This is a genomic window from Pseudonocardia sp. CA-107938, from assembly GCF_050936315.1.
GTDB lineage: Bacteria > Actinomycetota > Actinomycetes > Mycobacteriales > Pseudonocardiaceae > Pseudonocardia.
This window is the reverse complement of the sequence record NZ_JBNJNA010000001.1, coordinates 6127095-6141274: the sequence shown is the minus strand read 5'-3', so window position 1 is coordinate 6141274 and position 14180 is coordinate 6127095. Positions and strand designations below refer to the sequence as shown.

Here is a 14180-nt window from a genome sequence, read left to right as displayed (position 1 = left end):
ATCTGCCCCACTTCGGGCGGGAATCCCGGTGCGGCGGCCTGTGTGGTCGGGTATCCATGCGTCGCCGTGTGACCGAGCATGTGCGGGGGCGAGCGGATGAGCCGCGGTGCCCGGCGGCACCGCGGACCGCGCGCCTGGACGTGACCACGAAGGAGGAGCCCGATGAGTCGTCGCTCGACCGACACCGAGATCGAGACGGCGATTCGCAGCCTCGAGGACGACCGGTACGCGGCCATGGTCCGCGGCGACTTCGAGACCTTCGCCGCCATGGCGCATCCCGACCTCACGTACACCCACTCCAACGGCGCGGTCGACTCGCTCGACTCGTACCGGGAGAGGGTCGAGAGCGGCTTCTACGTCTATCACCGCATCAGCCACCCGATCGACAAGATCGTCGTTTCCGGGGACACCGCCCTGGTCGTCGGGGAGATGCACGCGGACATCACGGCAGGCGGCACCCGCAAGACGCTGCGCAACCGCGCGCTCGCGGTCTGGGTTCGCCCCGCCGACCGCTGGCAGCTCATCGCCTACCAGCCCACCGTGCTCCCGGCGGCCGCCGACGGCCTGCGAGGCGACGTCTCAGAGTCGGGTCCGTGAGGACGTTCATGGTGGGCCCGGCTCCCACGGGCCCACGCGCACCGTGCCGCCGTCGATCAGGTCGAACGGTGTCGGTGCACCGAGCGGCACCGTGCTCGACCGGGATTCGCCGGCCAACGTGACTCGTAGCTCCTGCGGCGTGTGGTGATCTGCCGCAGCGCCGTAGCCGTTCCAGAGCAGGTGGAACGAGGCTGAGCCGGCGGGGGCGAGTCCGACACGGCGGTTCGGTGTGGACGTGGCGTCCGTGTCCGGCTCGGTGGTCAGGCGCAGATCGTGGCCGCCCTGGCTGATGGTGATCGTGACAGCGCCGGCCAGGTAGCAGGGTCGGCGGGCGTGGCTGGTCGCGACGATCGCTACTGCGCGGGCACCCATCGCCGCGTCCGGCTCGGTGGCGCGCCAGTCGAGGTCGACACCGGCGCAGGCGACGGCGGCGTCGACCGTTCCCGCCGCAGTGGTCGCAACGGGCGCCGCAACGACCGGTTCCCGGCGCTGGGGTACCGGTACCGGCGGCGGTAGCAGCGAGGCCTGCGGGTTGGAGGGACCGGGCCCCGTGCCGGCCAGATGCGTTCCACCCGTCCCGGCGAGCACCGCCCCGAACGCCACGAGCAGCGTGAGCGCCGCTGACGCCCGCACGGCGCCCGCTGCTGCCGAGCGCCGCACCAGCAGTCCGAGCGCGACCGCAACCCCGGCGACGGCGGGGACCGCGTTCAGATCCCCGGGCCGGCCCGTCGTCCACCACACCACCGCCCCGACGGCGACCGCGCTGACGATCAACCCGGTCAACCAGGGCGTGAGCGCCGAGCGGCCCGTGCTCCCGATGGGACGAGCCCGTCGTTCGCATGCTGCCACCGCCATCGCCTGCACGAGCCAGAGCAGGCATACCGCCGCCACCGCGGCCTGCCCGGACACGAACACGGCGATGACCACGAACCACCCCAGCGCTGCGTTCACGACGGTCGCGGCCAGCGCTCCGACGGCCACGACCGCCCACGCGGGCAGGAGTGGGGAGGGCGATGCCAGCGGGGTGGCCCGCAGCCGGTGGGCGACCACGGCGAGGCCCGCGAGCACCACGGCGAACCCGGCCCCCTCGACCACCCACAGCACGCTCACGGCGGCGTCCATGGCGGGGCCGGGGCATCGACCCATCGACCTGCACCCCTCGTCGGGGTCGAACCAGAACGGGACGTAGCTCCCTGCGACGACGCCGGCGACGATCATCGCCAGAACACCGATCGCCGTCGTCAGGTGCCCGGGAGTGGCGGAGCGAGCGCGCCCGGCCACGGCGCGTTCGACCTGTTCGGTTGCCGTCATGCCTCCACCTCCGGTCCATGACGTTGCGGTGCCGAGCATTCCAGCCGCATCCCGGAGGCGGCGGTGACGGGGTTGGGCACTCGGCTTCGGCGTCGTCGCCGTCGAGCCCGCCACAACCTGCGTCCATCGCTGGTCCCGGTGCCCTACGAGGCCGGGCCGACCGGGTTCTCGAGCCGGGTCAGCCGCTGATGCAGCCGCCTCCGCCGGCGCTGGTGAAGTGCGCGGGCGTGGCTCCGGGCTGGAAGTCCCCGCCCTCGGCGTGACCGTCGGCGTCGACACCGAAGTTCAGGTGCGGGCATGCGCTGACCGCACGAACGGCCAACCGCAGATCATTGCCCTGCACCCGCGCCCGGTTCATGCCGCTGACGGCGATGCCGGTGCCGACGACGGCGGTCTGCCCCGAGGTGGTGTTGTCGGTGACCGAGGCACCCGTGCCGGTGTCGCCGCGGTCTCCGAACCACGGTCGGGTGCCCACCGCGATACCGATCTCGAAGTGCGTGTCGGGTCCGCTCCAGAACGCGTTGTGGGTGATGGACGTCCCGCTGAAGTCGTGGACGGTGGCGCGGTCGTAGAGCCCGTCGACGCCGATCGCCCCGAAGGCGGAGTTTCCGGCGCTCAGGACGACGTTGTCGCGCACCACCGACCGCTGCACCGCAGGGCTGGCCCGGAAGATGACGATGCCGACGTCCGTGGCGTCGACCACCCCGTTGCCGCGCACGGTCGCGCCTTCGCAGCTGACCGACAACCCGTCGGTCCAGCGGCCCTGCTCACCCGGCCGACGAACGTTCTCGGAGGAGTAGGCGGTGACGACGTTGTCGGCGATGGTGAGCGAGCGGCACGGGAGCCCCTCGAAACTGCCGAACGCCTGCAACGTGGACCAACCCCGGCTGTTCGAGAGCTTCGAACCGGTCACCGCGCCGCCGTCGCCCCCCATGACCTGGACGTTGATCGCCTCGAGGTGGTAGTTCTCCGCGCTGCCCCGCTGCCCGTCCACCCACACGTTGCGCAGCCGCGCCCCGCCCTCGAGTCGCACCATCGGCGCACCGAACGAACCCGCCCGGACCAGACGACCCTGGTCGGCGTACTCCCGGGCCGCCGGTAGGCCCTCGGTGGCGAGGGTCTTGCCCGCGGGAACGACCAGGGTCTCGTCCAACCGGACCACCGCCATCTGTGCCAGCACCACGGTCGCCCCAGGTGGAGCGGAATCGAGCACGGCCTGCAGCTCCGCGCCGGTCCCGCCCTGGAAGCCGCTCCCCTTCGGCCGGGGCGTGGCCGCCGGCCGGGTGCCGAACTGGTAGCCCGTCCCCGGGCCGCAGATGCTCGAGGTGAGCTCAGCGAACTCGGAGCTCCCGACGAAAGCATCGACGATCTGCGGCCACGTGGCCGCGCCGCTGTCGAGGCGACCGGAGTGCGCGTCCAGGCCGCCGTCGTCCGGCTCGCGGTTCAACGCGCCGCGGTAGAGGGCCAGCACCCGAGCCTGGCTTGAGTACGGCAGCCCCAGGAACTCGGGCGACAGGTAGAACGCGCGGACGGCCCCGGCAACCGATCCCGACGAACAACCCGACTGCGCGAACGCCGCGGTGTGGGCGGCCCACCCGCCGGCGTCGGGCAGCCGTCCCAGCGCCTCGGTGTACAGCTTCGCGACGAGCTGGGCGGTGGCGCCGCCGGCGCTCACGGCCGCGGCCTGCGCCGGCGCGGTACTGCCGACGATTCCGGCGAGCACGAGCGCAGCGGCGGCCGCAGCCTTGCCGATCATGGTTGCATCCTCTGGGTAGCGCGCTTGCGCAGCGAACGGGGTGCGAATCGGCGCCGCGCGATGATCTTCACTCTAACGAGCTGTCCGAGGTGGACGGTGGGTCCGGGTGACCGGCCCTAGCCGAACGACTGTGCCAGTGCGGCGAACTCGGTGGCGGCCGGGTGTGTCGCCGGGTCGGGCCAGGCCAGTCGTACCGGTAGAGGGGGTGCGTCGGTCAGTGGCACGTACACCAGGCCGGGATTCGGATGCATGCTGATGGTGGCGGCGGATGTGACGCCGACGGCAGCGCCGGAGGCGATCGCGACCGCCCATTCGTCGGGATTGGCGACTGCGAGTGTGTGGGTCGGACGTCGCGCGGCGGGCCAGAGCCGCACGGTGGTGGATCCGGCGACGGTGTTCAGCGCGATCGTCTCGTCGGCGAGTTCGGCCAGTGCGAGTTCGGTCCGCTCGGCCAGTGGATGGTCCTGGGCCAGTGCGACCACTCGCGGCTCGTGCCACAGCAGCACGGTGTGCATGCCGCGGGGGACGGCGGTGCCGCGCATCACGGCGACGTCCGCCCGGCCGAGGGCGAGGCCTGCGGTGCGGTCGTCCACGCGCAGCAGCCGCAGCGGGGTCTCCGGGTGCGCCCGCCGCCAGGCGCGCAGCAGCGGCGTCGTGTGTTCGCCGAACGCCGCCCATGCGTAGCCCACCCGCAGCGGCCAGGCCCTGTCCGGTGCCAGGGCGTGTTCCACGGCCGCGAGCGCAGCCGCCGCGCGTTCGCGCAGCGCGAGCCCGGCCGGGGTGAGCCGTAGGTGATGGGTGGACCGGTCGACCAGCCGCACCCCCATGTGATCCTCCAACTGGCGCAGGGTCCGGGACACGACCGGTTGGCTGAGGTGCAGGCTGTGCGCCGCGCCGGTGACGGTGCCCTCGTCCGCGATGGCGAGGAAGCACCGCAGATGCCGCAGTTCGACGGTCATACCTGGGAAGCATAACCGGTGGTGAAGAAGCATTTCCGGGTGAGGATCGCGGCTCATAGCTTCGCTGTGTGACTGATATCCGCACGGTGCCGCTCGGCGGCCAGGAGGAATCGAGCCGGCTGATGCCGGTGACGCTGGTGCTGGCTGGTATGTCGGCGCAGCAGCTCGGATCGGCCGTCGCGGCGCTGTTGTTCCCGATGGTCGGCGCGGCGGGCATGGTGGCACTGAGGCAGCTGATGTCGGCGTTGGTGCTGCTCGCGGTGTGCCGTCCGGTGTTGCGCGGCTACAGCCGTGGGGACTGGGCGGTGATCTGCGGGTTCGGCCTGGCGCTCGCCGCGATGAACGGGCTGTTCTACCAGGCGGTCGCGCGGATCCCGCTGGGCGCGGCAGTGACGTTGGAGGTGCTCGGGCCGTTGGGGCTGTCGGTCGTGGCCGGCCGCAGGCCGGTGAGCGCGCTGTGGGCGGCCCTTGCGCTGGCCGGGGTGGCGCTCCTCGGCCGCGGCGGGTTGACGCAGCTCACCGGCTCCGGTGTGGCGTTCGCGCTGGGTGCGGGCGCGATGTGGGCCGTCTACATCCTGGCCTCGAAGCAGGCCGGCACCCGGTTCCCGGGAGCGGACGGACTCGCACTGGCCATGGCCGTGGCCGCGGTGGTCAGCCTCCCGATCGGCATCGCGGACGCCGGTGGCGCACTGCTGCGGCCGGAAGCCCTCGGCGCCGGCCTGGCGGTGGCGCTGCTGTGCTCGGCCGTGCCGTACACGCTCGAACTGCTCGCGCTGCGCAGACTGAGCGCCGGCGCGTTCGGGGTGCTGCTGAGCCTGTCGCCGGCTCTCGCCGCGCTCGCCGGGTTCACCGTGCTCGACCAGCAGCTCTCACCGGCTCAGATGCTGGCGATCGCGCTCGTGGTGGTGGCGTGCACGGGCGCGGTGCGCACCGGCGGATCGGGCGCACGTTCCCCGCGTCATGACAGGGTCGGCACGCGTGTCCGACGGGGGGCTGACAGGTGAGCACGGTGTTGGTGATCGGAGTTGGTGACCTGGGTGAGCGGCTCGCAGCCGGACTCGCCGGCAACCCGGCAGTGGGCCGGCTGCTGCTGGCCGGCCGATCCGTGCCAGCGGTGGCAGCCGCGGCGACCACCGTGCTCAGCAGCCACGACTGCCTGGTGGAGCCGGTCCGGCTCGATGCCCTCCGGGTCGAGGACGTCGCGTCGCTGCTGGCCACGTCCCGACCCGACCTGGTGGTGCAGTGCGCCTCCCGGCGCAGTCCGTGGGAGCTGGTGGGCAGGGACGACCCGGCTGCGCGGGCGGTGGCGGCGGCCGGTATCGCGCTGCGTCTGCCCTACCAACTCGCGGTGCCGCACGCGCTCATGCGTGCCGCGAGGGAGGCCGGCTTCTCGGGGCCGATCGCCAACCTGTCCCTGCCCGACGTGACAGGCCCGGTCCTGGCCGCGCTCGGCCTCGCGCCCACGATCGGACTGGGTAACGCGAGCGTGATCCAACTGCGCGCACGTGCCGCATGGCGGGCAACCCATCCGGACGCCGCGAAGGCGCCGCTGATCCGAGTGATCGGCCACCATGCGCACGTGTACGGCGTGATGCAAGCCGACCCTCCCACGGATCCCGACCACCGCTGCCGGATCTACGTCGACGAGCAAGGGAACCGCGACGACGACCTCGCCTACCAGGCCCCTGGGCTGGCCCCCGGGCAGCGCTACAACCACGTCACGGCCGCAGCCGCACTACCAGTGCTCGCCGCGCTGCTGCCCGACGCGCCACCACTGCGCTGGTCGGCCCCGGCCCCGCACGGCCTGCCCGGCGGATACCCGGTGCGCATCCACAACCGGACTGTTGCACTTGATCTCCCACCCGGCGTCACAGCAGAAGAAGCGATCGCGTTCAACCAGCGAATGAGCAACGGCGACGGCGTCGACCACATCACCGCCGCCGGCACCGTTCACTTCACTCCGGCTTGCCAGGAGGCAGTCGCCGACATCGCCCCCGAGCTCGCCGAACCACTCCCCATCGACGAGATCGACACCCGCGCTGCCCGGCTGGACGACGTACTCCGGAACTGATGTCGAAGGAGGGCAAATCATCAGCAGGTCCAAGATCCGCTCGGGCATCCCGTGCCGGTCCACGGAGGACGGCGCCGCGCGCGGCACCCGCCGGTTCTACGCCAGCCGGTGCGTCCGCAGCGAGGAGTCCGGTGGTGTGCCCACGTGGGCGGCCATGTCGAGTTCGCGGACCTGGTCGAGGATCGTCTCCAGGCGTGCGGCGAACACCTCGCCCTCGGCCGTCAGCGCGAGCCGGCGCGTACCACGGCACGCCGCGATGCGCAGTGACCGGTCGTCCGCGTCGACTCGCTTCGAGGGCCCCGCCACTGGACGATCAACCTTGCGGGCACTCGAGCGCGAGGAACCGGAACCAGCCATGGTGCCGTGCTTGCTCCAGGTACTCGATCCTGTGATAGAGGCCGATCCCGCCGAAGACGTAGGGCGTGTGAGCGATCCGCTCACGGAGCTCGTCGTCGTCGAGCATTCGCGGGATACGCCACACCACCCCATCCTCGTACGTCGGCTCGACGACCGTCGGTCCGATTGCGCGTAGGACGTCGACCGTCATGGCGACGTCGCGCACCTCCAGCACCACCAGGTCGTAGAGCTCGAACTGGTAACCCTGGTCGTAGAGCACCAGATCGCGCTGCACCGGGTACGCCGACCCGAGCTGGAAGAGGCGCCCGGTCCGCTTGTTGACGATCACTCCCTGGGAGCCGGCGATGGGCTCGTCGACGTAGTACGGGAAGAACCAGCCGTGCGCCAGCTCGACCGGTTGTCCGAGCCGGAGTCCTCGCGCCAACGTCGCTGCGGCCAGCCGCTCCGCGTCATCTACGTCGAGCATGTGCGACAACCTCCATGAGCAGGTCTGCCTGGCGAACGTAGCTGCCGCACATCACCGAACGGCTACGCTGCCCGGTCATGGCGAGGCGCGACGAGGTCGCCCGCGAGGTCATGGCGATGCCCAGGCGCGCCGATCGGGGTGCCGCCGCCATGGAGGTCGTGGGCCGAGACCCGGCGGCGGCCGTTGTCGCACTCCTCGACGACCTGCGGCGGGAACGGATCCGTGGACGTGCAGGCCTACGAACCCGGGCGGCGGTTCGCGGCCGACCTGCCCGAACCGCGCTGCACACCCGCTCTCGGCCGCCCGGCGCATCGGTGACGTGGCCGCCGGCGGTCGGCAGACGTGCTCGTGAACCGTTGTGGTCTCAGGTCCCGAGACGTCAGCCCGCCCGTACCCTCATCGGCGCGACCGTGCGGGCGCGCAGCGCTGCCGCGTCGAGGGAGGTCGGTCGCCAGGAGATGTCGCCGAGGCGGTCGATCATGAGGCCGGCCGGGTCCGGGACGGCGACCCGCCGCCCGCACAGGAACGCCCATTCGTGCTCGTCGCTCACGTAGGGCACGACCTGGGCGAACACGTCGTGGAACCGGTGCCACGCGGCGCGCAGGGTGCCGTCGCGCCACATGGCGGGGCTGCCGGCCTGTGACACCACCACCCCGCCGTCGGTGAGCAGGTCGGCGCAGCGCTTCAGGAACGGGACGGTGTAGAGCCGGTTGAGCTGGGCGTCGGGCTGGTCCGGCCGCTCGTCGGGGAGGTCGACCACGACGACGTCGTAGCTCGCCTGGCAATCCTCGACGAACCGGAGCCCGTCGGCGTAGTGCACGCGCACCGGGCCGTCGCCGCGTTCCGCGGCGTCGAGCTGGGTAGGCGTGTAGCCGTAGGGGAGGTGTTGGGCGCATGCCCGGACGCAGTCGCGGTCGATGTCGACGTGGTCGACGACGCGCGCGCCCGCGGCGAGGGCGAGCTGCGACACCACTCCTTCGCTGGAACCGATCACCAGCACGCGATCGCGGTGGTCGGCCAGCAGCGCGGCCGGGCCGAACAGCGCCTCGTGGTAGACGAGCTGGGTGTCGGCGGCGCTCTGCCGCTCGTCGTCGCAGAAGAGCGTGACCCCGTGCGTGGTGTCGGCGATCAGGACGTCCTGGTAGTCGGTGCGCCCGGCGTGCCGGACCGTGCCGAGCGCCCACCTCCTGGTGACTCCGGCGGAGATCGGCTCGGTGACCACCCGCGGGCCGCCGCCGCGTTCCACGACCTCGACGTGCACCTGCCCGGCGTGCAGCGAGCCGGCGAGCAGGTGCACGGCCTTGACCGGATCGGCGCTGTCGCCGCAGGTGTAGACGTCGACGTGCGCGCGCCCGTGCTCCGGCCAGGTGTGCAACGAGGCATGTGACTCGGCGAGCACCGCGACCACCGTGGCGCCCTGCGGGTGGAACCGCTCGTCGACGACCTGCAGCACCCGCGCGCCCGCCGCGACCAGCGCGTCGGTCAGCAGGGTCCGCAGGGTCGCGGCGTCGTCGAGCAGGTCGGCGTCGACACCGGAGAGCTCGGCGAGGACGTGCCGGCCGACGGGCGTGAAGGACACGCCGCGAGGCTAGCCGGGGGCCTGGCCGGCCACGTACACCGCCGGTGGCGGGAAGCCGTTGAACCCGACCGACGCGTAGCTCGCGGTGTACGCGCCGGCCCCGAGCAGGTCGACCACGTCGCCGGAACGCAGGTCGAGCGGCAGCTCGTACGGTGTGCGCCGGTAGAGGACGTCATCGCCGTCGCAGGTCGGCCCGGCGATGACGACGGGCCCGCCGGGTCCGCCGCGGCCGGGTGTCCGCAGCGCGTACGCGATCGCCTCGCCCTCGGTCTCGGCCAGGCCTGCATAGCGGCCGATGTCGAGGTAGACCCACCGGCGATGGTCGATGCCCGGGCGGTGCGACACCCGCACGACGCTCGCGCGCAGCACGCCGGCCTCGCCGACGAGCGCGCGGCCCGGCTCGACCACGAGGTCGATCCCGTCCGGGCCGATCGCACCCCGCACCGCCTCGGCGAACTCCGCGATCGCCGGCACCGGTTCCCGGTAGGCGATCGGGAACCCACCCCCGATGTTGAGCACCGGGCGGCGCAGCTGCGCCGCGGCAGCGACCGCCAGCGCCTGGCGCACCGCATCGGCGAAGGCCGCCGGCCGCGACTGCTGGGAACCCGCGTGGAAGGCGACGCCGTCGGCCCGCAACCCGACGGCTGCCGCGTGCTGCAGCAGCCGCACGGCCTCGGTGCAGGTGACCCCGAACTTCGACGCGAACGGCGTGGCCGAGCCGGCGTCGGATACGAGGATCCGCACGAGCACGCCCGCTCCCGGCGCCTCGACGCCGAGCACCTCCAGGTCCTCGACGCTGTCGGTCACGAACCGTCGCACACCGGCCGCGTGGGCGGTCGCGACGTCACGGGCTGCGCGGATCGGGTTGCCGTAGCACAGGGTGCTCGGCGGAGCGCCGGCCTCGAGCACGAGCCGGACCTCGGCGGGGGAGGCCACGTCGAACGACGCCCCGGCCTCGGCGAGCACGCGCAGCACTGCAGGATGCGGGCACGCCTTCACCGCGTAGTGGATCGCCGCGCCCGGGAAGACAGCCACGAACTCGCGGTAGCGCTGCGCGACCACCTCCGGGTCGAGCACCAGGAACGGAGTCGGCGCGTCAGTGGTCGACAGGAAGCGGTCGACCGCCGCGCTCGGCAACACCATGGGCGGACGGTAACGCCCGCTCGCAGTGCGACGGCGGATGGCGCGGGCCACGTCGGCGGCGCCCGCACGCAGCTCCTCGAACGGCACGTGAGCCTCCGCCTCCACCGCGCGGCGCGTGCATGGGTGTCGATGTTCCCCGGGCAGACGGTGCTGGCGCGCACGATCTGGGCCGCCACCCCGGCCGCGGCCGGGACGTACCTCGCGAACCTGCCGCCGACGCCGACCGCCCCCACCCCCTCCGGCTCAGCGAACGCCGCCGGGGAGGACGATGCCGCGGCCGACGGCGCTGCCGGCCAGGTCGGCGAAGGCGTCGTTGATTCCGCTCAGCGGATACCGGTGGCCGATCAGCTGGTCGATCGGCAGTCGGCCGGCGCGGTGGAGGTCGAGCAGCATCGGCACATCGAGCAGTGGGTTCGCGGAGCCGTAGAGGCTGCCGACGACGCGTCGTTCCCGCTGGACCATCGAGTTGATCGGCAGGGCCAGTTCCTGACCGGCGCGACCCAGCCCGATGGCGATCAGCGTCCCGCCGGAGTCGAGCGCGTCGAACGCCTGGCGCAGGGTCTCCGGCCGGCCGATCGCCTCGACCGCCCAGTCGAAGCCGCGGGGCTGGATGGCCGCGAGAGCGCCGGCCACGTCCTCAGTGCGCGCGTCGACGACGTGGGTCGCGCCGAGCCGCACGGCGGCCGCCAGGCGCTGGGCGACGACGTCGACGGCGACGATCGGGTGCGCACCGGCGAGCACGGCGCCCATCACCACCGAGAGGCCCACGCCGCCGGCGCCGAACACGGCAAGGCCCGCCCCGGCGCAGGCCCCGATGGCGTTGAGCACCGTGCCCACGCCGGTGATCACCGCACATCCGGTGATGGCGGCGACCTCCGGTGGCACGTCGGCCGGTATCGGCACCACGGCCCGCTCGGAGACGACCGCGTACTCCGCGAAGCACGACACACCCATCAGGTGGTGCACCGGCCGCCCGTCGGGGCGGCGCAACCGGGTCGTGCCGTCCTGCAGCCCGCCGGAGACGGCGTGGACCGCGCCGGACTGGCACAGCCCGGGCCGGCCGCCGAGGCAGAACCGGCAGCGGCCGCAGCGCGGACGCCACATCAGGCACACCGGGTCGCCCGGCCGGACCGCGGCGACCCGTTCGCCGACCTCGACCACGACGCCGGCCCCCTCATGGCCCGGCACCACCGGCAGCGGGCAGACCAGGTCGCCGGTCAGGTAGTGCTGGTCGCTGTGGCAGACCCCGGCGGCGTCGATGCGGACGAGCACCTCGTCCGGGCCGGGATCGGCCAGCTGGACGTCCTCGACGACCAGGCCGCCGTTCACCGCGCTGCAGACGGCGGCCTGCATGGCCCTACCCATCGATGCACACCGACGCGGTGGCCTGCCCGGGGCGGATGGCGAACGGGATCCCGGAGATCGTGTAGTCGCCGAAGAAACCCCGTACCGCCACCCTGCCGTCGGGCCCGGTGCGCATCTCGGTCGGCGGCATCCACCACTCTCCCTTGATCAGGCCCTCCAGTGCGTCGTACGAGGGCTTGCGGCTGCCGTCCGCGCGGACCAGCCCGACCGGGGCACCCAGCCAGGCGCCGTCGTCGGTGAGCCCCCAGTAGTTGATCGACGCGACGGCGGGGTGCGCCACCAGCGACCGGTAGTGCCGCACGATCTCGTCGGCCTGGCGGGCCTCGCCGTCCGGGGTCGTCGGCCAGTGGGGGATCCGGTAGTCATTGAGGTCCTCGATGTCGGGCGGCATGAGGTGCCCGGACACCAGCGTGGTCTCGGTGAGGTGCAGCGGCAGGCCGTAGCGGGCGAACCGGTCGAGCACGTCCCGCATGTACTCCTCGCCGCGGTACCCCTGGTGCATGTGGGTCTGCAGGCCGATCGCGTCGATCCGGATGCCGGCTTCGAGCACCCCCTCGATCAGGCACTCGTACGCCGAGCTGAGATCGAAGTCGTTGAGCACCAGCGTGGCCGTGGGGTTGCCCGCGCGTGCCTCCTCGAACGCCATCCGCACCATCGCGATGCGGCCTCGGGCCCGCGCGAGCCGGGTGATGGCGTTGTCGCCGTTCGCGAAGACCGGCATGATCACGGCCTCGTTGATGGCGTCCCAGAGATCGATCAGGCCGGCGAAACCGCTCGTGAGCTCGCGGATCCGGGTGCGCTGCAGCCGCTCGACCTCGTCGAGGTCGAGGTCGAGCAGCCACGACGGCTGCACCGTGTGCCAGACGAGCGGGTGGCCCTTGACGGTGACGCCGCGGTCGGCGAACCAGCGTGCCGTCCTCGTCAGGCGTTCGACGTCGGTCGTGCCCTGCCGCGGCTCGTAGGGGCCCCAGTAGAAGGGGAGCGTCGCGGTGTTGAACAGGTTGAGCCACGACTCGCCCAGCCGGTGCAGGTCCAGGCCCGTATCGCCACCGAAGACCGGACCGGTCGCCTCCGGTGGCGGCCCGCCGACGAGGCCGACGAAGTCGAAGCCGATGTTGCCGAACGCGAACGCGTGCCGCTGTTGCGCCACGGTGACGGCCCGGTCGGCGAGCGGCCGCCGGTCCGGCCCGAGCACCGTGAGCGTGACCTCGCCGACCCGGTGGCGCACGCTCGCGTCGGACACTCCGACATCAGACACCGGGGCGCCCTTCCGTCACACTCTCTGAAAGTTTCGCTATTTGTTGCGAAATTTGCCTCTAGATCGGAGCATAGAGTGACGCGCGATTCGCGGTCAAGAAGCCCGGCGACCCACAGATAGGCTGATGCGCATGCCCAGCGATCCGGCCGCGGACGGCGTCCGTTCCCGCGCCACCCTGTCCGAGGTGGCGTCGCTGGCCGACGTCTCGGTCTCCACGGTGTCCAAGGTTCTCAACGGGCGCTCCGGCGTCTCCAGCGAGACCCGTCAGCGCATCGAGGAGCTGCTGCAGGACCACCAGTACAACCGCCGTGCCGCCAAGCAGCAGCCCGCACCGTTGCTGGAGGTGCTCTGCTACGAGATCGACAGCCCGTTCGCCAGCGATCTGTTGGCGAGCATCGACCAGGTGGCGCGCCGGCGGCGGATCGGCATGGTGCTGACCGGGGCCACCGAGCGGCACCTGCCCGACCCGTCCTGGGTCGACGACGTGCTGCGCCGCCGGCCGGTCGGGATCATCCTGGTCGCCTGCGTGCTGCCGGCCAAGGACCAGCAGCGGCTGCGCTCCCGCAACATCCCGCTCGTGATGCTCGACCCCGCCGGCAATCCGGGACCGGACGTGCCGTCCATCGGGTCCGCCGACTGGAACGGCGGCTACCTGGCCACCCGGCACCTGATCGAGCTGGGCCACCGCCGGATCGGCATCATCACCGGCCCGCACGACATGCTCGCGTCCACGGCCCGGCTGTCGGGGTACCGCGCCGCGCTGGACTCCGCCGGGATCGTGAGCGATCCGGAGCTGATCAGGCCGGGCGAGTTCCACCACGCCGACGGGCTGGCCGAGGGGCGGGCACTGCTGTCGCTGCATGATCGCCCGTCGGCGATCTTCGCCTCCTCCGACCTGTACGCGCTGGGCGTCTACGAGGCGGCCCGTTCGCTCGGCCTCACCATCCCGGGCGACCTCTCCGTGGTGGGCTACGACGACCTGCGGATCGCGCAGTGGGCCGGCCCCGCGCTGACCACGATCCACGTCCCGCTGCGCGCGATGGCCGAGCAGGCGGTGGAGCTCGTCACCCGCCTGGCCGACGAGCCCGACCTGGCCTTCACGCGGATCGAGATCGACACGTCGCTCGTGGTGCGGAGCAGCACGGCGCCGCCCTCCACGGCGAGGCGCGTGGGCGGTGCGAAAGTTTCCAACGGCTAGAGAAACTTGACGGGCGTGTTGCGCCCGGCTTAACCTGTGCCGCGCCTGACAACAAGCCCGGCGGTCTCTCGCTCGCAGCGGCTTCAGGTGGTCAGCACTGCTTCTTCACGGCCTGTACGC

The 14180-nt window shown here is 72.4% G+C and carries 13 protein-coding genes; 4 read left to right on the top strand and 9 right to left on the bottom strand.

Annotated elements, in window-relative coordinates; genetic code table 11:
* Positions 1 to 162 precede the first annotated feature (162 nt).
* Positions 163 to 597: a nuclear transport factor 2 family protein gene (locus ACQEVB_RS30395; RefSeq protein WP_432978695.1), complete on the top strand. Its 435-nt coding sequence runs from the start codon at positions 163 to 165 to the stop codon at positions 595 to 597.
* Between the two features lie 6 nt (positions 598 to 603).
* On the opposite strand, the gene ACQEVB_RS30390 is transcribed toward ACQEVB_RS30395, so the two are convergent.
* The 3 genes from ACQEVB_RS30390 to ACQEVB_RS30380 all read right to left on the bottom strand — a co-directional run bounded on the left by ACQEVB_RS30390 (position 604) and on the right by ACQEVB_RS30380 (position 4680).
* Positions 604 to 1908 (bottom strand): DUF4232 domain-containing protein, encoded by a 1305-nt coding sequence (locus ACQEVB_RS30390; RefSeq protein ID WP_432978692.1) that lies wholly within the window; start codon positions 1906 to 1908, stop codon positions 604 to 606.
* A 178-nt stretch (positions 1909 to 2086) separates the two neighbouring features.
* Positions 2087 to 3664, bottom strand: a complete 1578-nt coding sequence (locus ACQEVB_RS30385) for a DUF4214 domain-containing protein (RefSeq protein WP_432978689.1) — start codon at positions 3662 to 3664, stop codon at positions 2087 to 2089.
* A 116-nt stretch (positions 3665 to 3780) separates the two neighbouring features.
* Positions 3781 to 4680 carry a LysR family transcriptional regulator gene (locus ACQEVB_RS30380; protein ID WP_432978686.1) on the bottom strand — a complete coding sequence of 300 codons (900 nt, stop codon included), beginning with the start codon at positions 4678 to 4680 and terminating at the stop codon, positions 3781 to 3783.
* Between the two features lie 11 nt (positions 4681 to 4691).
* Here ACQEVB_RS30380 and ACQEVB_RS30375 point away from each other — a divergent pair, with 11 nt between their 5' ends.
* Both ACQEVB_RS30375 and ACQEVB_RS30370 read left to right on the top strand, forming a co-directional pair.
* The gene (locus ACQEVB_RS30375) at positions 4692 to 5627 is read left to right on the top strand and encodes an EamA family transporter (protein ID WP_432978683.1); all 936 of its coding nucleotides are present in this window, start codon (positions 4692 to 4694) and stop codon (positions 5625 to 5627) included.
* A complete protein-coding gene (locus ACQEVB_RS30370; RefSeq protein WP_432978680.1) occupies positions 5624 to 6694 on the top strand; it encodes a hypothetical protein in 1071 nt (356 codons plus the stop codon). The genes ACQEVB_RS30375 and ACQEVB_RS30370 overlap by 4 nt, the downstream gene beginning before the upstream one ends.
* A gap of 96 nt (positions 6695 to 6790) precedes the next feature.
* Here the strand turns inward: ACQEVB_RS30370 and ACQEVB_RS30365 are convergent, their stop codons facing one another.
* The 6 genes from ACQEVB_RS30365 to ACQEVB_RS30340 all read right to left on the bottom strand — a co-directional run bounded on the left by ACQEVB_RS30365 (position 6791) and on the right by ACQEVB_RS30340 (position 12847).
* The gene (locus ACQEVB_RS30365; protein WP_432978677.1) at positions 6791 to 7000 is read right to left on the bottom strand and encodes a hypothetical protein; all 210 of its coding nucleotides are present in this window, start codon (positions 6998 to 7000) and stop codon (positions 6791 to 6793) included.
* A gap of 7 nt (positions 7001 to 7007) precedes the next feature.
* Complete coding sequence (locus tag ACQEVB_RS30360; RefSeq protein ID WP_432978674.1) at positions 7008 to 7517, bottom strand: hypothetical protein; 510 nt, start codon at positions 7515 to 7517, stop codon at positions 7008 to 7010.
* A 379-nt stretch (positions 7518 to 7896) separates the two neighbouring features.
* Positions 7897 to 9096, bottom strand: coding sequence for an adenosylmethionine decarboxylase (speD, locus tag ACQEVB_RS30355; RefSeq protein ID WP_432978671.1), 1200 nt, complete (start codon positions 9094 to 9096; stop codon positions 7897 to 7899).
* 9 nt (positions 9097 to 9105) lie between these two features.
* A complete protein-coding gene (locus ACQEVB_RS30350) occupies positions 9106 to 10239 on the bottom strand; it encodes a type III PLP-dependent enzyme (RefSeq protein ID WP_432978668.1) in 1134 nt (377 codons plus the stop codon).
* Between the two features lie 243 nt (positions 10240 to 10482).
* Positions 10483 to 11604, bottom strand: coding sequence for an alcohol dehydrogenase catalytic domain-containing protein (locus ACQEVB_RS30345; RefSeq protein ID WP_432978665.1), 1122 nt, complete (start codon positions 11602 to 11604; stop codon positions 10483 to 10485).
* Complete coding sequence (locus tag ACQEVB_RS30340) at positions 11597 to 12847, bottom strand: endo-1,4-beta-xylanase (protein ID WP_432978662.1); 1251 nt, start codon at positions 12845 to 12847, stop codon at positions 11597 to 11599. The genes ACQEVB_RS30345 and ACQEVB_RS30340 overlap by 8 nt, the downstream gene beginning before the upstream one ends.
* Before the next feature lie 145 nt (positions 12848 to 12992).
* Between ACQEVB_RS30340 and ACQEVB_RS30335 the strand changes: the two genes are divergently transcribed.
* Positions 12993 to 14060 (top strand): LacI family DNA-binding transcriptional regulator, encoded by a 1068-nt coding sequence (locus ACQEVB_RS30335; RefSeq protein WP_432978659.1) that lies wholly within the window; start codon positions 12993 to 12995, stop codon positions 14058 to 14060.
* Positions 14061 to 14180 lie beyond the last annotated feature (120 nt).